We start from the raw sequence: 16,034 nt of genomic DNA on the forward strand, positions 1-16,034 counted from the left end.
TCTATTAGCGTTTTTAAGCATAGGAATGGTGCATGAGTTATCAGGTACTTGCTCGTAAATGGCGGCCGCATACTTTCGCCCAAGTGGTCGGTCAACAACACGTCTTGAAGCCGTTGATTAACGCCCTGCAAACCGGTCGCTTGCATCATGCATGGTTGTTAACTGGAACCCGTGGGGTGGGTAAAACCACCATTGCCCGTATTCTTGCTAAAAGTCTTAATTGTGAGCAGGGCCTGAGCGCTGAGCCTTGCGGGCAATGCGGTGCCTGTAAAGCCATTGAAGAGGGCCGGTTTGTCGATCTGCTGGAGATTGACGCGGCATCACGCACCAAAGTTGAAGACACTCGCGAATTACTCGATAACGTGCAGTATAAGCCCACCCAAGGGCGCTACAAAGTGTACTTAATAGACGAAGTACACATGCTATCTAAGCACAGTTTTAATGCACTGCTAAAAACCCTGGAAGAGCCGCCTGAACACGTCAAATTTTTGCTGGCCACCACCGATCCGCATAAGTTGCCAATCACGGTACTCTCACGCTGCTTGCAGTTTAATCTCAAGGCCTTGAGTCGGCAGGATATTGCTAGCCATTTGGGGTTGGTATTACGAGCCGAAAACATCCCCTTTGATGAGGCCGCATTAATATTATTGGCGCGGGCCGCGCAAGGTAGTATGCGCGATGCGTTGAGTTTAACCGACCAAGCCATCGCCCAAGGTGAGCAGGCGGTCACCCTGGATGCAGTGCAACAAATGCTTGGCGCAGTGCCAAACTTACAACTTATCGGGCTATTGCGCGCCTGTGTTAAGGGTGATGCGCAAACTATGATGCAGTTGTTGCAACAAGTGGCAGGGCAGGTTCCTGACATTGCTAGTTTGCTGCCCGAGATGCAGAATTTAGTGCATCAATTGGCACTGCTGCAAATCTTACCTGAAAGTGCTGAAGCGCTCGGTGTCGGCGCTGCTGAGAGTGACTTGGCGCAGCAACTGCCGGCTGAATTAATTCAAGTGTATTACGATATTTTGGTGCAAGGCCGACGCGACTTGAACTATGCCGCTGATACCCGCGCTGGGGTAGAAATGACCTTATTGCGACTGTTGGCGTTCCGACCACAGCATATTGTGTTGCGCGAGGCGCAGCCCGGTGAGTCGTCAACCCAAGCCACTAGCGAGGTCAATCCAGCACCGAGCCCAAAGCCCACGGCTGACGCCCAAGCGGCACCCCAATTTGTAGCAGAACCACGGTCTGAGTCGATGGTGACGCTTGCAGTTGAGCCGCTGTTTGATGATGTACCCGCTGATGATGTGCTGGCCAGTGATGTGCCGGTAACAGTTGATCCGCCGCGAGTAGCCGAACCAGAACCGGCAGTCGAACCAGAACACGCAGCGGAACCAAAGCTCGATGGGATAGCAGAATCGGCAGCCGCAGAGCCACTGCAGGATGATTTACAGGCTCTACTGGCAACGCGCACTATGCTGCAACAGAAAAGTCAGCAACTGGCTGCAACAAAGCCGAATGAAAAGGTCACCGAGGCGCCATCGCGCTATCAGAGTGCGCTCAATGAAGCGGTGAACAAGTCATCGAATAATCTGGCTAATACCGAGGTTAAGTTGGCCGCCGCCTCAGCAGCAGAGCCAGAACTGCAGCCAGAACTGCCGCCGCAACCACAGCCGCAACCACAGCCAGATCCGCAGTCGGCGCCAAGTCTACCAGTCGTTGCTGCTGATATCGGCGATGACACCAAGCTGGCGGCGGAAATCGACCGCTGGGCGGCAATGATCGATAATTTAGACCTGACTGGGCTTACGCGGCAGATTGCCCGTAGTTCAGTGCTACAGAAGCATAGCGATGGCAGCTATCAGTTACTGGTGCGGCCAAGCTTAAACAATGTCTTGAATGACACTGTGGTGGCGAATTTACAGCAGTGCTTGCAGCATAATTATGACTTGCAGATCACTGCTGTGGTAGTGGCTGAATCAGCCCAAGCCACACCACATGAATTGCAGCAACAGATTGATCAACGGCGCTTGGCGCGGGCACGACAAGTGCTCAGTGATGACCCGTTGGTGCAGGCATTGACACAAACATTTGCTGCTGAACTGGTCGATGATAGTGTCAAACCGTTATAATCGAACCGTATGAATTTAATTAATCAACGAGGTTGTTATGTTTGGTAAAGGTGGAATGGGCGCAATGATGAAGCAAGCGCAGCAAATGCAAGAGCGCATGCAGAAAGCCCAGCAAGAGATCGCCACGTTAGAAGTGGTTGGTGAAGCCGGTGCCGGCATGGTTAAAGTAACCATGCTAGGTAACCACAACGTGCGCCGGGTTGCGATTGACCCGAGCTTGATGACCGAAGACGACCAAGAAATGTTAGAAGATCTGATTGCTGCAGCGGTGAATGATGCGGTACGTCGGGTTGAGGTAGCCAGCAAAGAAAAAATGGCCGCAGTGACCGGCGGTATGAATTTGCCGCCGGGCATGAAGTTGCCGTTCTAATCACTATGAAACTGAGCCCAGCTATTCAAGAGTTGATTCAAGCGCTGCGGGTGTTGCCTGGGGTTGGGCCCAAATCAGCGCAACGGATGGCGTTTCAGATCCTCGAACGGCAGCGTGAAGGCGGTGTACGGTTGGCGCAAGCGTTACTGTATGCTACTGAACATGTTGGCCATTGTCAGCGCTGCCGCACGCTAACTGAGGCACCGGTGTGCGGTATTTGCTTGCACCCCAAACGCAGCGACAGCGGGCTATTGTGCATTGTTGAAACGCCTGCCGATGTGATTGCCATAGAGCAAACTGGCCAATACCACGGTATGTACTTTGTCCTGATGGGGCATTTGTCGCCGCTAGACGGCATTGGCCCCGAAGATATTGGTTTAGATATCCTCGCGAAGCGCTTAGCCGGTGAAGCCATCAGCGAAATTATTTTGGCGACCAACCCCACGGTAGAGGGTGAAGCTACTGCCTATTATATTGCCGATATAGCCCGTAAACATGGCATTAACACCTCACGTATTGCCCATGGTGTGCCGGTAGGTGGCGAGTTGGAGTATGTCGATCAAGCAACCCTTGGCCACGCCTTTAGCGGGCGCAAAAATTTTTAAGGTAGATTGCTAGGAATCTACCTGAAGCCCCTTGAAATAGCCTCACTTAGCCCCATCTCTGCTGATGTAGTCATTAACCATTGGTAGGAGATATTACTATGGCGGCAACCCGTCAAGCGGAAACCCACGGTTTTCAAACCGAAGTGAAGCAGCTGCTTCACCTGATGATTCATTCACTTTATTCCAATAAAGAAATCTTTCTTCGGGAACTCGTTTCCAACGCATCGGACGCAGCTGACAAGTTACGCTTTAAAGCTTTGAGTGATGGTAGTCTGCTCAGCGATGATGCGGAATTGCGGGTACGCGTAAGCGTCGACAAAGAGGCTGGTACTATCACCATTAGTGATAACGGTATTGGTATGACCCGCGATGAAGCAATGAGCAACCTCGGTACCATTGCTAAGTCGGGTACCGCAGACTTTTTCAAGCAGTTATCCGGTGACCAAGCGCAAGATAGCCGCTTGATTGGCCAGTTCGGCGTCGGTTTCTACTCGGCTTTTATTGTTGCTGATGCAGTGACCGTGCGCACGCGTGCCGCCGGTGCTGCAGCCGATGAAGGGGTAGAGTGGTACTCCAAAGGCGAAGGCGAGTTTGATATTAAAGCCATCGATAAAGCTAAGCGTGGCACCGATATCATTTTGCATGTGCGTGATGATGCCAAGGAGTTTGTCGATGAGTGGCGCCTGCGCTCCATCATTACCAAATATTCGGACCATTTAAGTATTCCTGTCGAGATGCCAGAGGCGGCAGATGATGACGATGACAACGCCGATAAAAAAGCGCCGAAATGGACTGCAGTAAACAGCGGAAAGGCGCTGTGGACGCGTGATAAAGCGGATATCAGCGACGACGAATATAAAGAATTTTATAAAACCATTGCCCACGACTTCGATGAGCCGTTGCTGTGGAGCCACAACAAGGTTGAGGGGACCTCAGAGTACACCAGCTTGTTGTACGTACCGAAACGGGCACCTTGGGACTTGTGGAATCGCGACCAGCAAAGTGGCATCAAACTTTACGTGAAGCGAGTGTTCATTATGGACGACGCTAAACAACTGATGCCGAGTTATCTGCGCTTTGTTAAAGGTCTGATGGACTCGAACGATCTGCCACTCAACGTATCGCGTGAAATTCTGCAAGACAACAAGATCACCCGTGCAATGCGCAGTGGTAGCACCAAGAAAATCTTGAGTATGTTGAGCAAATTAGCCGAAGACAAACCCGAGCAGTACCAAGAATTCTGGGATACCTTTGGTAACGTCTTGAAAGAGGGCCCGGCTGAAGATCAAGCCAACCAAGAGAAGATCGCTAGCTTGCTGCGTTTTGCCTCAACCCATAGCGACAGCAGCGTAAATGCCGTCAGCCTTGATGCCTATATTGAGCGCATGAAAGAAGGTCAAGACAGTATTTACTACATTGTTGCCGATAGCTATGAAGCCGCTCGTGATAACCCAGCCTTAGAGATCTTCCGCAAGAAGGGCATTGAAGTGCTGCTGTTGTCAGAGCGCATTGATGAGTGGTTGATGAGCCATTTGAATGCTTACAAAGAGAAATCATTCAAGTCGGTGACCCGTGGTGATTTAGATTTGGGCGAGCTAGAAGATGAGCACGACAAAGCCCAGCAAGAACAGGCTGAGAAAGACTTTGCGGATAACCTTGAACGCTTTACCAAAGCGCTGGGTGACAAAGTGAAGAAAGTGCGGGTTACCCATCGTTTGACGCAATCACCAGCTTGCATTGTGACTGATACCGACGACATGAGCACACAAATGGCCAAGTTATTGGAATCGGCTGGGCAGAAAGTGCCTGAGACCAAGTATATCTTTGAGGTGAATCCTGAGCATACCTTGGTACAACGTGTCGTGGCATTGACTGACGAGCAACGCTTTAATGATTGGGCGCAATTGCTACTTGATCAAGCGACGTTAGCGGAGCGCGGTAGCTTGAAAGATCCGGCGCAGTTTGTCACGCGCTTGAATCGCTTGATGTTAGAGCTTACCGAAGCCTAATCGATGATGCTAAAGTCGAGCATTGTCCGACCAAAGTCGGCAATGCTCGGACTTGTAATGGCGCCGCCTGCAAGGTAAAGTGCGCGTTGTCAAAAACAACAGAACATTCAGTACAAAAGAGGTTGTTCATGCGCATTATCCTGTTGGGCGCTCCGGGCGCAGGGAAAGGTACCCAGGCGCAGTTCCTCATGAAAACCTTTGGGATCCCGCAGATCTCAACGGGTGACATGCTGCGAGCTGCTATTACTGCTGGCACAGAGCTCGGCAAACAAGCCAAAGCGGTGATGGACGCGGGCAAATTAGTGTCCGATGACATCATGATTGGTTTAGTCAAAGAGCGGGTGACCCAAGCAGATTGCGCCAACGGCTTTTTGCTGGATGGTTTTCCACGTACTATTCCACAAGCTGACGCTATGCATGAAGCCGGCATCGAAATTGACTATGTATTGGAATTTGCCGTGCCGGACGAAGTCATTGTGAAGCGCATGGCGGGGCGGCGAGTGCATCCTGGCTCTGGCCGTGTGTACCATATCGATCACAATCCACCACAAGCCGATGGCAAAGACGATGTAACCGGTGAAGACCTGATTATTCGTGATGACGACAAAGAAAGCACAGTGCGCAAGCGCTTAGCAATTTATCATGAACAAACCGAGCCTTTGGTCGCGTATTATCGTACACTAGCCGAGCAAGGTAAGACGCGCTTTCAGAACATTGATGGCACGCGTCAGGTTGAGGTTATCAGTGCTGAACTTGGAGCATTGCTCAGGTAGTCGGTAAGCACCCCAAGCGATAACAGGTTCAATGAAGCCCACCTTGTGTGGGCTTTTTTATACGACTTTTTTATACCACTAATAATGACATTCACTGAGGTGACCATGGAACAGATTGCAATTACCGGCTTGTATGCCAGCTTATTAACGCTGCTGTATTTTGTGTTAGCAGTACGGATTATAAAGTTACGCTGGCGCGATAAAGTGCCTTTGGGTACCGGTGACTCAAAAGACTTACTGAAAGCGGTGCGGGTGCATGCCAATTTTAATGAGTACGTACCGCTGGTACTGGTGCTGCTGTTAATGATGGAATTAACCGGTGCATCTATGGTGATGTTACATGTGATGGGTGGCGTATTCTTCCTTGGCCGAGTATTGCATGCTATGGGTATTACCAAGACCTCAGGCACGTCATGGATGCGTTTTTGCGGCATGATTAGTACCTTTGTGGTGTTATTGGTCGCCGCTGGTTACCTGCTCGGTTATTTTATTGGTAGCCAACTATGACCGAGTTGGCTGGGGTTTATCGCAGCGGTGTAGCAGGCGCTACACCGGTGTTATTGCTGCATAGTTCACAAAGTAATAGCGGCCAATGGCGCGCGTTTATTAACTTGCTTCAGCATGATTTTGACGTGCTAGCCATCGACTTACTAGGCTATGGTAATGCGCCAGCAGCAACTTTGGATAGCCCTGAAAGTTTCCGCTTTGCCGATGAATTACCACGTATTCTCGCCGCTGTTAGACAAGCACAGTGGCAGCAACCGGTGCATTTGGTAGGGCATTCATATGGCGGTGCTTTAGCGCTGAAAATTGCTCTTGAACAACCCGTTGCTGTGGCTAGCCTCGCGGTGTTTGAACCGGTTGCTTTTCATATCTTAGATGCCCAAGATAGTGGTCGCCAACAGGTGGAGCAGATTGCCGGGCAAATGGACCAATTAGATGCTGCACAAGCAACAGCGCGGTTTGTCGATTATTGGAATGATGAGGGCTTTTTTGCCCGTTTACCGGCACGTGTACAACAAGTCATGATCAGCCAAACCAGCAAAGTGATTTTAGATTTCGCGGCGCTGATGGGCGAGCCACACAAAGCCACAGATTATGCACAACTGGCGCTACCCGTATTGTTATTGCAAGGCAAGTATACCCAACTCAGTGCTCAGCAAGTGGCGGCACGATTACTCCAGGTGTTACCGCAAGTTACCACCACGACCATTGATTGTGGTCACATGGGTCCGTTAACCCATTCGGAACTGGTGAATCCACTGCTGCTGGCCTTTTTGCAGCAGCAGCGCCGCGCGCAAAACAGCGCATAACTGACTAGGATGCGTGGTCGATGAGTCATTACCTTCCGCCAATCGAGCAATTTCCTCGGCTAAACCAGGGCGCCTGTTATTTTGACAGTGCCGCCACCTGTTTAGCGCCGGAACCAGTGTTACAACAGTGGCTGCAGTTTTACCGTGAGTATCACGCCAGTGTGCATCGTAGCAGCCATGCCGCCAGCCGCGAAGCAACCGCACAGCTCGAACAGGCGCGCAGCGATATCGGCCAATTTATCGGCGCCGATGCACATAACCTGTGTTTACCGGCCAGTACCACCATAGCCTTGAATATGCTCGCTGAGCAGTTACCGATTGCCTGGCAAGCTGGTGATGAGATTGTGCTCAGTGTCGCCGAGCATCACGCCAATCTGTTACCGTGGCAGCGTTTAGCAAAGCGCTATCAGTTACGGTTACGCTGGCTAGAATTAGATCGCCATAGTGGCGAGCTGGCTGACGATTGGCAGCAGCTATTTAATCCACGGACTAAACTGTTAGCCGTCACAGCGGCGAGCAATGTCACCGGCGCGTTATTGCCGCTGCCTGAACTTTGTACCGCAGCACATGCCGTTGGCGCTTTGGCGGTGGTCGATGCCGCCCAAGCGGCGGCGCATGTGCGCTTCAATGTACATAGTATCGGCTGTGATGCGTTAGTGTTTAGTGCTCACAAGTGTTACGGCGTAACCGGTGCAGCAGCACTGTACATGCAGCCACAATTATGGCCACAGATGCAGCCATGGCTGCTCGGTGGCGGAATGGTGGCGCAGGTCAGTAGAGAGCAGGCGCAATGGGTCGATGCTATCCAACGCTTTGAAGCAGGCACTCCCGATAGCGCGGCCATAGTCACCTTTGCGGCGGCGCTACAATGGCTCGAGCAGCAACAGCAGGCCGGCCTGCATGACTATTTGGCCCAGTTGCGTCAGCAATTGCTACACGGTCTGCAGCAGCGCCAGTGGTTAAAGGTACTACCGAGCGGCGCGGCCGCCACACCGCTGGTGAGTTTTTACAGTGATACTATTCATGCCTATGATTTGGCGGTTTGGCTTGATTCCGTGGATATCGCTGTGCGCGCAGGCAGCCATTGTGCGCAGCCATTGTTACAGCATTTTGGGGTAGAAAGTGTGGTACGGGTTTCGCTTGGCGCGTACAATACCGCGCAGCAAATTCAGCACTTATTGAGCCAACTTGATCAGGCTCACGCGCTTCTTATCTAATTGCGGAGTTACTTGTCATGACAGCACGCACGGCGTGGTGGCTAGAGTCAGTAAAACTGGCCAAGCTGACCGGGCCTATTCTAGTCGCTCAGCTCACTCAAATTCTGATGAGTGTGGTCGATACCCTGATGGCAGGCCGAGTCAGCCCACTTGATTTAGCCGCTGTTTCAGTGGGTGGCAGTGTGTGGATCCCGTCGACCTTGCTGATGTTTGGTTTAGCGATGGCATTAGCACCGATCATTTCGCATTTTGATGGTGCTGGTAAACGCTCCAGCGTGGCTAATATGGTGCAACAAGGCTTGTACGCATGTGCGATTGGTGGCGTGTTGAGTTTGGCGGTGGTGCTATTAGCACCGAGTATCTTAACCGCCATGCAGGTAGCCGACGATTTTCGCACCATCACCCTAGATTACCTATTTTATATCTCCTTCGGCATCCCTGCCTTAGTCTTGTATATGGTGCTGCGCAATTTCTGCGAAGGCCTATCGCATACTATGCCATCACTGGTGATCGGGGTGATTGGTTTGCTGGTGAATATTCCAGTCAACTACATCTTTATCCACGGCTTGTACGGCATGCCAGAGCTGGGTGGAGCAGGGTGTGGCTTGGCCTCAGCCATTGTCTATTGGGTGGCCGCATTGAGCTTGCTCGGCTACGTGATATGGGGTAAACGCTTTAAGAAAATGGCGGTGTTTAGCCATTTTTATGCACCGAATTGGGATGATATCTGGTATGTCATTCGGCTAGGCTTTCCGATTGCCACCTCGCTATTTTTTGAAGTGAGCTTATTTGCCGCTGCAGCATTGGTCATCGCCCCGTTGGGTGCAAATGTGGTGGCGAGCCATCAAATTGCTATGAACATTTCTAGTTTGGTTTACATGGTGCCGCTTAGTATTGCCATGGCGGTAACTTTACGGGTGGGCTTTGCGCTGGGCGCTGGTAAGCCCGAAAACGCCATGTTGAACCATCGCTTGGCTTGTTGGTACGGGCTTAGCTTTGCTACGGTTAATGGCATCTTGATGTACTTAGGTGGGGCGTGGTTGGCGAGCCTCTACACCAACGATGCTGAGGTGATTGAGCTGGCCGCCACATTAATGGGATTGGCCGCTATTTTTACCATTTCGGACAGTTACCAAGTGATTACCATGGGCACCTTGCGTGGCTATAAAGACACCAAAGCTACCATGATTCTGACCTTCATTTCGTATTGGCCGCTGGGGCTGACCCTAGGGGTACTGTTGTCGCGCACCGATTACCTGATGCCAGCCATTGGTGCCGCTGGTATGTGGGTTGGTTTTATTGTGGGCTTAACGGTGGCAGCAATTTTACTCAGTTGGCGGCTAAAAATCATTAGCCGCCGTTATGTAGCAGAACATCAATAGGTCATTACTGCGATACCTTCGCCTTGGCCCGTGCTTCGCGTTCGGCCAGCACTGCTAAGGCATCACTGAGTTGCAAGTCACGGCTGGCTAACAGCGTCAGCAGATGGAATAATAAATCGGCACTTTCATTGAGCAACTCATGATTGTCGCCAGCGACGGCAGCTAACGCCACTTCAACACCTTCTTCACCGACTTTCTGGGCAATCCGTTTGGTGCCAGCGGCAAATAACTCTGCGGTGTAGCTACTGGATGGGGCAGCCTTTTTACGCGCGGCAATGGTCTGTTCAAGACGGCTTAGCAATGCCGCCGCAGTGCTATCATCGGCAAACTGAAAGCAACTATCACAGCCGCTATGACAGGTTGGCCCAAGTGGCGTAGCGAGTAACAGCAGGCTGTCTTGATCACAGTCGGTGTGGGCGCTGAGCAATTGCAGGGTATGGCCCGAGCTTTCGCCTTTAGTCCATAATCGCTGCTTGCTGCGGCTGAAAAATGTGACCTGCTGAGAGCTTAAGGTATGCTCAAGGGCGGCACGGTTCATATAACCTTGCATCAATACCACGCCGGTTAAAGCGTGCTGCACAATAGCCGGTAACAAGCCATCGCTTTTGGCAAAAGCAAGTTGGTCGAGCGTTGTCGCGGTAATTTTCATGCCAAAATCCTATTCGGTCGTGGTTGCTATGGGGCGCATAGCAATGTGTTGCTGGGCCAGATAGTGTTTCAATTCACCGATATTTATCACGCCTTTGTGAAAGACCGACGCTGCTAAAGCACCATCGACATTGGCTTGTGAAAACACCTGAGCAAAGTGCTCCATAGTGCCAGCGCCGCCAGAGGCAATTAGTGGTACTGGGCAAATATCGCGCATGTGGCTGAGCTGGTCGATATCATAGCCGCGCCGCACGCCATCTTGATTCATGCAATTCAAGACAATTTCACCGGCGCCACGGGCGATAACTTCGAGCAGCCAATCACCAGTTTGCCAGCGCGTACGCTGAGTTCGGCTTTCGTCACCGGTAAATTGAAATACCTCATAGCGGCCGTTTTCGGCATTGTAGAAGCTATCAATGCCGATGACGATGCATTGCTGCCCGAATTCATCGACCAAACGGTCAATTAGGCTGGGGTCACGCAGTGCCGGCGAGTTAATCGAGATTTTGTCCGCACCCATAGCAAGAATTTCGCGCGCTTGATCAATACTGCTAATGCCACCGGCCACGGTGAAGGGGATATCTATCAGCCGGGCAATGCGTTCAACCCATGACTTATCGACCACGCGGGCATCGCTAGAGGCGGTGATATCGTAAAACACCAATTCATCAGCACCGGCGGCGGCATAACGGGCAGCTAGCGGTTCAATGGCGCCGATCACTTCGTGGTTGCGAAACTGCACGCCTTTCACCACTTCACCATTGCGTACATCAAGACAAGGAATTATGCGGCGGGCCAACATGCCAAGGCCTCCTCAAGGGTAAATTTTCCGGTCAGCAGGGCTTTGCCCAATATGGCTGCGTCACACTGTACTGCTTGCAATTGGCGCAAATCATCAAGGCTGGCGATGCCACCTGAGGCCTGCACGATTAGTTGTGGGTAGCGGCGTTTGAGCTCGGCATACAGGGCAATATTACTGCCACTCAACATGCCGTCGCGGCTAATATCAGTGCACAATACGTGGCGGAGACCATCAGCGGCAAAGCTATCAATTAACTGGTTGAGAGTTAAGTTCGAGGTTTCTTGCCAGCCATGGGTGGCGACGTAGGCCTTGCCATCGGCGGCGATATTGACATCTAACGCTAACACAATGGCGTCGGCACCGTAATCATTGAGCCAAGCTTGCACTAAGTGCGGTTGTTTGACTGCCAGCGAACCAATCACCGCGCGTTTAACCCCAGCATCAAAGAGTTGTTCGAGGTCTTGGCGGCTGCGCAAGCCACCACCAACTTGCACGGTCATGGTGGTGCTGGCGCTGATGCGCCGTAATAACTCGGTTTGCCGCTTAGCAGGGTCACGAGCACCATCCAAATCAACCAAGTGCAGGTACTGAGCACCAGCGCCTTGATAGGCTTGTACCAATGGCAATGGATCACTGGCGAAGGTGGTTTGCCGGGCAAAGTCACCTTGCTGCAGGCGCACCACGTTACCGTCAATCAGATCAAGCGCGGGTATCAGCATCAGTCAGCTCCAAAAAACGTTTAAGGATGCGCGCACCCACGGCACCTGAGCGCTCCGGGTGAAATTGCGCACCGTAAAAATTGTGGTGGCGGATCATCGCCGCAAAGGTCTGGCCGTAATGGCTGCTAGCAATAGTGTAGGCGTCGGTAGCCACGGCATAGCTATGCACAAAGTAGGCGTAATCACCGTCATTAAAGCTATCAAAAGCGCCATCACCGACGTTTTTAAGGGTATTCCAACCCATGTGTGGTAACGGTAAGCCATTGCCGAGCAAGCGTTCAGTGCGCGCTGGGATCACATTTAAGCAGTCGACATTACCCTCAGCAGACCAAGCGGTGAGTAACTGCATGCCCAAACAAATACCGAGTACGGGCTGCTGTAAGTTGCGAATGACTTCAACTAGCTGCAGTTGCTGTAAATTACGCATGGCCGCTTGCGCAGTGCCAACCCCCGGTAAGATGACTTTATCGGCGGCTTGGATCTGTTCTGCCTCGGCAGTTACCAATGGCGTAACACCCAGCCGCTCAAGAGCAAAGCGTACCGAATTTAAGTTAGCGCAGGCGGTATCAATGATCACCACACTGTTGTTGACACTCATGCCAGCATTCCTTTACTAGACGGCATAGCGCCGTCGCTGGTACGCGCAACCGCAGCGCGCAGGGCGCGGCCAAACACTTTGAATAAGCTTTCTACCTGGTGGTGACAGTTGCCTTCGGTGGTGCTTAAGTGCAATGAAATGGCCATGGTGTCGCACAGCGAACGGAAAAAGTGTGGTACAAGTTCGGTTGATAAATCACCCACTTTGTCGCGGCTGAAATCGGCATTGAAGACTAAATACGGACGGCCCGAGAGGTCGAGCAAACACTCGGCACGGCATTCGTCCATTGGCAGGGCAAAGCCAAAGCGGCCAATGCCGCGTTTGTCCCCTAACGCTTGGCGCAGCGCGGTACCAAGAGCCAATGCGGTATCCTCCACACTGTGGTGCTCATCAATGTGTAAATCGCCTTGCACCTTGACCTGCAGAGCAATACCAGCGTGAGTGGCGATTTGCTCGAGCATGTGGTCGAAAAAGCCCACCCCAGTGGCTATCGAAATTGGGCCGGTGGCGTCCAGATTAACCGTTACATCAATGGCGGTTTCACGGGTACTACGGTTAATATTCGCGCTACGCGGCTTATCCAATAATTGGGCTTGGATAGCACGCCAGTTGGTGGCGTTGCGATCATAGCGTAGCCCGCGGATACCCATATTAGCCGCCAGTTGCATATCGGTGTCGCGGTCACCAATCACGTAAGAGTCGGTGAAATCTACTTTGCCTTGTTGCAGATAGTCGGCCACCAAGCCAAGCTTAGGCTTACGGCAACTGCAGTTATCGCTATCAAAGTGCGGGCAAATCAGCACGTCATCAAAGCGAATGCCTTGCGATTCGAAGATTTGCATCATCAACTGGTGTGGTGCATCAAAGTCGGCCTGCGGAAAGCTGTCAGTACCCAGACCATCTTGGTTGCTGACCATGACTAATCGGTAGCCAGCAGCTTGCAACGCCAGTAGGGCAGGCACTACCGACGGTTCAAATTGCAGTTTGGCTAAACTATCGAGTTGCTTATCGATTGGTGGCTCTTCAACCAGGGTGCCGTCACGATCGATAAAAAGAATACGTTGTGCGCTCATGCTGGGAGCCTCGCAATAAGTTGGTCCATTTCGGTGGCGCTGCCAATACTAATACGAACGCTGTTAGAAAGCGCAAATTGTTTCGATTGGTTGCGGATTAATATGCCATCGGCGCTAAGTTGTTGCACTAATCCCTCGGCATCACTGACTTTGAGTAATACAAAGTTGGTTACGCTTGGGTAGATCTGTTGCACCCAGCTGCGCCCTTGTAGCTCTTTAAGCAGGCGTTGGCGTTGATTGATGGTGTCATCGCGAAGCTGCCACATGGCGGCAATAGCATCGGCCTGCAGCGCGTTAATGGCACCGTCAATGGTGGGTTGCGGCAGCGGGTACGGTGCAATCACTTTTTGTAATACCGTGATGATACTGCTGGCAGCCAGCACAAAACCGCAGCGCAGGGCGGCTAAACCGAAGGCTTTCGACAGCGTGCGCAACACCACCAATTGCGGGTAGCGCTCAAGCCAACTGGCCACGCCCATGGTGTGGCTGCTGCGTTGTGCAGTGAACTCGATGTAGGCTTCGTCGACTACGACCAAGGCTTGCTCGCCGACTAATTCGAGTAATGCTATTAGATCAGCACCATCCAGTGGGTTGCCTAACGGGTTGGACGGGCTGCACACGAACACCAGTTTAACGCTGCTAAGATTATTGCGGATACCTTCTAGATCAAGTTGCCAGTTAGCCCCACCGCGTTGTTGTAACGGCACCTGCACGGTGTCTGAGCCGTGGGTTTGGGCGCTGATAGCATACATGCCGTAGGTTGGCGGACAAATCAAGATGCGATCTTGTTTGGGCTCACAAAAGGCCCGGATCAATAACTCAATCGCTTCATCGCTACCACGCCCACTCAGTACCTGATCGACTGCGACTCCGGCATAATCTGCGTAGGCTTGATTCAGCACCGCGCTTTGAAACGGTGGGTAACGGTTGTTATCAACGCCGCCTGGTGCTGTTGATGGCGTTCGCGGCGCTTCATTGGCGTTGAGCCAAATTCCACCACCACTCATACTGCGCCGCGCTGATGCATAGGGCACTAAGTCGCGCAGGTGACTGCGTTGTAACCGCTCAGCCATGTTAGTTTGATTGGTTAAATCGGCACTCATGCGTCAGCCTCCAGGCGGATTGTTACGGCGCGGGCATGCGCCGCTAAGCCCTCGGTTTCAGCTAATTCAACAATCGCTTCCGCTAAGTCGGCTAAGCCTTGCTGGCTGGCTTTTTGCACGGTGTAGCGACGATAGAAATCCAATAAGCCAAGGCTACTGTAGTTGCGGGCAAAGCCATAGGTCGGTAGCACGTGGTTGGTCCCGGTGGCATAATCACCGCCGGCCTCTGGGGTATAGTGACCAACGAAGATCGAGCCAGCAAAGGTTAAGCGTTCCAACAGGTTGTCAGCACCATCAAGCTGCAAGGACAAGTGCTCAGGGGCATATTGCTGACTGATCGCTATTGCTTGATCAATGTTCTCCACTACGATCACTGAGCTACTGGTTAAGGCTTGCGTAGCAATGGCAGCGCGCGGTAACTGTGCGAGTTGCTCGGCGACTTGCTCAACTACCTGGGCGGCTAACTGCGCAGACGGAGTTAATAAGATGACTTGCGAGTCGGCACCGTGTTCTGCTTGGGAGAGTAAGTCAGCGGCGACAAATGCCGCCCGAGCGCTATCATCGGCAATAATCAGTAACTCTGAAGGGCCGGCTGGCATATCAATCGCGGCACCGCGGGCATCTTGTGATACCAATTGCTTGGCAGCGGTCACGTAACTGTTGCCAGGGCCAAATATTTTGTCGACTTTGGCAAGAGATTCAGTGCCATAGGCGAGGGCGGCAATGGCTTGCGCACCGCCACAGCGATACACCTCCGTAATACCGCACAATTGCGCCACATACATAATAGCTGGTGATAATTGACCGGCCTTATCTGGTGGGCTCACCAACACGCGGCGACGACAGTTGGCCAATTGTGCTGGCACGCCGAGCATCAATGCCGTTGATGGCAGCACCGCTGACCCACCCGGAATGTACAAGCCCACGGCATCGAGCGGGTGAAAGCGCTGGCTACAAATCACGCCCGGAGCCGTTTCAACCGCTACGGTTTGTGGTTGTTGTGCAGCGTGGAAGGCGCGAATGGTGCTATAAGCCTTATCTATGGCGGCTTTGGTCTTGGCGGGTAATAGCGCAGCGCGGGCACTGATCTCGCTTGACTCAACGCGCAACTGCTGCAAATCAGGGCAATCGAACTGCTGGGTGTAGGCTAATACCGCGGCATCACCTTGCTCACGCACGGCACCGACGATGGTTTGCACTTGTTGTTGTAACGCAGCTGATTGCGCCATGGTCGGGCGTTCCAACAGCTGGGTTTGTTGAGCGACGTTCAGTGAATTCCAAGCAACAATTTGCATT

Annotated in this window: 16 protein-coding genes; 9 read left to right on the forward strand and 7 right to left on the reverse strand. The window is 52.3% G+C overall.

Going from position 1 to position 16,034, the window contains the following annotated elements:
• Positions 1 to 32: 32 nt before the first annotated feature.
• The 9 genes from dnaX to EFO84_RS04865 all read left to right on the forward strand — a co-directional run bounded on the left by dnaX (position 33) and on the right by EFO84_RS04865 (position 9,795).
• The gene (gene dnaX / locus EFO84_RS04825; RefSeq protein ID WP_127346923.1) at positions 33 to 2,126 is read left to right on the forward strand and encodes a DNA polymerase III subunit gamma/tau; all 2,094 of its coding nucleotides are present in this window, start codon (positions 33 to 35) and stop codon (positions 2,124 to 2,126) included.
• Positions 2,127 to 2,163: 37 nt separating this feature from the next.
• On the forward strand, positions 2,164 to 2,496 hold the full coding sequence (locus tag EFO84_RS04830) for a YbaB/EbfC family nucleoid-associated protein (RefSeq protein WP_127346924.1): 333 nt from the start codon (positions 2,164 to 2,166) through the stop codon (positions 2,494 to 2,496).
• Between the two features lie 5 nt (positions 2,497 to 2,501).
• Complete coding sequence (gene recR, locus EFO84_RS04835) at positions 2,502 to 3,101, forward strand: recombination mediator RecR (protein WP_127346925.1); 600 nt, start codon at positions 2,502 to 2,504, stop codon at positions 3,099 to 3,101.
• A gap of 98 nt (positions 3,102 to 3,199) precedes the next feature.
• On the forward strand, positions 3,200 to 5,110 hold the full coding sequence (gene htpG, locus EFO84_RS04840; protein WP_127346926.1) for a molecular chaperone HtpG: 1,911 nt from the start codon (positions 3,200 to 3,202) through the stop codon (positions 5,108 to 5,110).
• Between the two features lie 128 nt (positions 5,111 to 5,238).
• The gene (adk, locus tag EFO84_RS04845) at positions 5,239 to 5,883 is read left to right on the forward strand and encodes an adenylate kinase (protein ID WP_127346927.1); all 645 of its coding nucleotides are present in this window, start codon (positions 5,239 to 5,241) and stop codon (positions 5,881 to 5,883) included.
• Between the two features lie 105 nt (positions 5,884 to 5,988).
• On the forward strand, positions 5,989 to 6,390 hold the full coding sequence (locus EFO84_RS04850; RefSeq protein WP_127346928.1) for an MAPEG family protein: 402 nt from the start codon (positions 5,989 to 5,991) through the stop codon (positions 6,388 to 6,390).
• Positions 6,387 to 7,196, forward strand: a complete 810-nt coding sequence (locus tag EFO84_RS04855) for an alpha/beta fold hydrolase (RefSeq protein ID WP_127346929.1) — start codon at positions 6,387 to 6,389, stop codon at positions 7,194 to 7,196. The genes EFO84_RS04850 and EFO84_RS04855 overlap by 4 nt, the downstream gene beginning before the upstream one ends.
• Before the next feature lie 20 nt (positions 7,197 to 7,216).
• Entirely contained in the window at positions 7,217 to 8,413 is a 1,197-nt protein-coding gene (locus tag EFO84_RS04860) for an aminotransferase class V-fold PLP-dependent enzyme (RefSeq protein ID WP_127346930.1), read from the forward strand.
• A gap of 17 nt (positions 8,414 to 8,430) precedes the next feature.
• Positions 8,431 to 9,795: an MATE family efflux transporter gene (locus EFO84_RS04865; protein WP_127346931.1), complete on the forward strand. Its 1,365-nt coding sequence runs from the start codon at positions 8,431 to 8,433 to the stop codon at positions 9,793 to 9,795.
• A 4-nt stretch (positions 9,796 to 9,799) separates the two neighbouring features.
• Here the strand turns inward: EFO84_RS04865 and hisIE are convergent, their stop codons facing one another.
• From hisIE to hisD, 7 genes are read right to left on the reverse strand one after another with little or no spacing between them, the layout of a single operon-like run.
• Positions 9,800 to 10,444: a bifunctional phosphoribosyl-AMP cyclohydrolase/phosphoribosyl-ATP diphosphatase HisIE gene (hisIE, locus tag EFO84_RS04870; protein ID WP_127346932.1), complete on the reverse strand. Its 645-nt coding sequence runs from the start codon at positions 10,442 to 10,444 to the stop codon at positions 9,800 to 9,802.
• A gap of 9 nt (positions 10,445 to 10,453) precedes the next feature.
• Positions 10,454 to 11,245, reverse strand: a complete 792-nt coding sequence (gene hisF / locus EFO84_RS04875; RefSeq protein WP_127346933.1) for an imidazole glycerol phosphate synthase subunit HisF — start codon at positions 11,243 to 11,245, stop codon at positions 10,454 to 10,456.
• Complete coding sequence (hisA, locus tag EFO84_RS04880) at positions 11,227 to 11,964, reverse strand: 1-(5-phosphoribosyl)-5-[(5-phosphoribosylamino)methylideneamino]imidazole-4-carboxamide isomerase (RefSeq protein ID WP_127346934.1); 738 nt, start codon at positions 11,962 to 11,964, stop codon at positions 11,227 to 11,229. The genes hisF and hisA overlap by 19 nt, the downstream gene beginning before the upstream one ends.
• On the reverse strand, positions 11,945 to 12,562 hold the full coding sequence (gene hisH, locus EFO84_RS04885; protein ID WP_127346935.1) for an imidazole glycerol phosphate synthase subunit HisH: 618 nt from the start codon (positions 12,560 to 12,562) through the stop codon (positions 11,945 to 11,947). The genes hisA and hisH overlap by 20 nt, the downstream gene beginning before the upstream one ends.
• Positions 12,559 to 13,635, reverse strand: a complete 1,077-nt coding sequence (hisB, locus tag EFO84_RS04890) for a bifunctional histidinol-phosphatase/imidazoleglycerol-phosphate dehydratase HisB (RefSeq protein WP_127346936.1) — start codon at positions 13,633 to 13,635, stop codon at positions 12,559 to 12,561. Before hisB ends, hisH begins: the two co-directional genes overlap by 4 nt.
• Positions 13,632 to 14,738 carry a histidinol-phosphate transaminase gene (gene hisC, locus EFO84_RS04895; protein WP_127346937.1) on the reverse strand — a complete coding sequence of 369 codons (1,107 nt, stop codon included), beginning with the start codon at positions 14,736 to 14,738 and terminating at the stop codon, positions 13,632 to 13,634. Before hisC ends, hisB begins: the two co-directional genes overlap by 4 nt.
• Complete coding sequence (gene hisD / locus EFO84_RS04900) at positions 14,735 to 16,033, reverse strand: histidinol dehydrogenase (RefSeq protein ID WP_127346938.1); 1,299 nt, start codon at positions 16,031 to 16,033, stop codon at positions 14,735 to 14,737. Before hisD ends, hisC begins: the two co-directional genes overlap by 4 nt.
• Position 16,034 lies beyond the last annotated feature (1 nt).

The organism is Pseudidiomarina mangrovi (assembly GCF_003999375.1).
Taxonomy (GTDB): Bacteria; Pseudomonadota; Gammaproteobacteria; order Enterobacterales; family Alteromonadaceae; genus Pseudidiomarina; species Pseudidiomarina mangrovi.

Excerpts from the sequence above, each read along its gene's own strand:
- adk (WP_127346927.1), top strand. The coding sequence starts at position 5,239 with ATGCGCATTATCCTGTTGGGCGCTCCGGGCGCAGGGAAAGGTACCCAG.
- EFO84_RS04860 (WP_127346930.1), top strand. The coding sequence starts at position 7,217 with ATGAGTCATTACCTTCCGCCAATCGAGCAATTTCCTCGGCTAAACCAG.
- EFO84_RS04855 (WP_127346929.1), top strand. The coding sequence starts at position 6,387 with ATGACCGAGTTGGCTGGGGTTTATCGCAGCGGTGTAGCAGGCGCTACA.
- hisIE (WP_127346932.1), bottom strand. The coding sequence starts at position 10,444 with ATGAAAATTACCGCGACAACGCTCGACCAACTTGCTTTTGCCAAAAGC.
- dnaX (WP_127346923.1), top strand. The coding sequence starts at position 33 with ATGAGTTATCAGGTACTTGCTCGTAAATGGCGGCCGCATACTTTCGCC.
- hisF (WP_127346933.1), bottom strand. The coding sequence starts at position 11,245 with ATGTTGGCCCGCCGCATAATTCCTTGTCTTGATGTACGCAATGGTGAA.
- htpG (WP_127346926.1), top strand. The coding sequence starts at position 3,200 with ATGGCGGCAACCCGTCAAGCGGAAACCCACGGTTTTCAAACCGAAGTG.
- hisD (WP_127346938.1), bottom strand. The coding sequence starts at position 16,033 with ATGCAAATTGTTGCTTGGAATTCACTGAACGTCGCTCAACAAACCCAG.
- hisH (WP_127346935.1), bottom strand. The coding sequence starts at position 12,562 with ATGAGTGTCAACAACAGTGTGGTGATCATTGATACCGCCTGCGCTAAC.
- EFO84_RS04865 (WP_127346931.1), top strand. The coding sequence starts at position 8,431 with ATGACAGCACGCACGGCGTGGTGGCTAGAGTCAGTAAAACTGGCCAAG.
- EFO84_RS04850 (WP_127346928.1), top strand. The coding sequence starts at position 5,989 with ATGGAACAGATTGCAATTACCGGCTTGTATGCCAGCTTATTAACGCTG.
- hisA (WP_127346934.1), bottom strand. The coding sequence starts at position 11,964 with ATGCTGATACCCGCGCTTGATCTGATTGACGGTAACGTGGTGCGCCTG.
- hisC (WP_127346937.1), bottom strand. The coding sequence starts at position 14,738 with ATGAGTGCCGATTTAACCAATCAAACTAACATGGCTGAGCGGTTACAA.
- hisB (WP_127346936.1), bottom strand. The coding sequence starts at position 13,635 with ATGAGCGCACAACGTATTCTTTTTATCGATCGTGACGGCACCCTGGTT.
- recR (WP_127346925.1), top strand. The coding sequence starts at position 2,502 with ATGAAACTGAGCCCAGCTATTCAAGAGTTGATTCAAGCGCTGCGGGTG.
- EFO84_RS04830 (WP_127346924.1), top strand. The coding sequence starts at position 2,164 with ATGTTTGGTAAAGGTGGAATGGGCGCAATGATGAAGCAAGCGCAGCAA.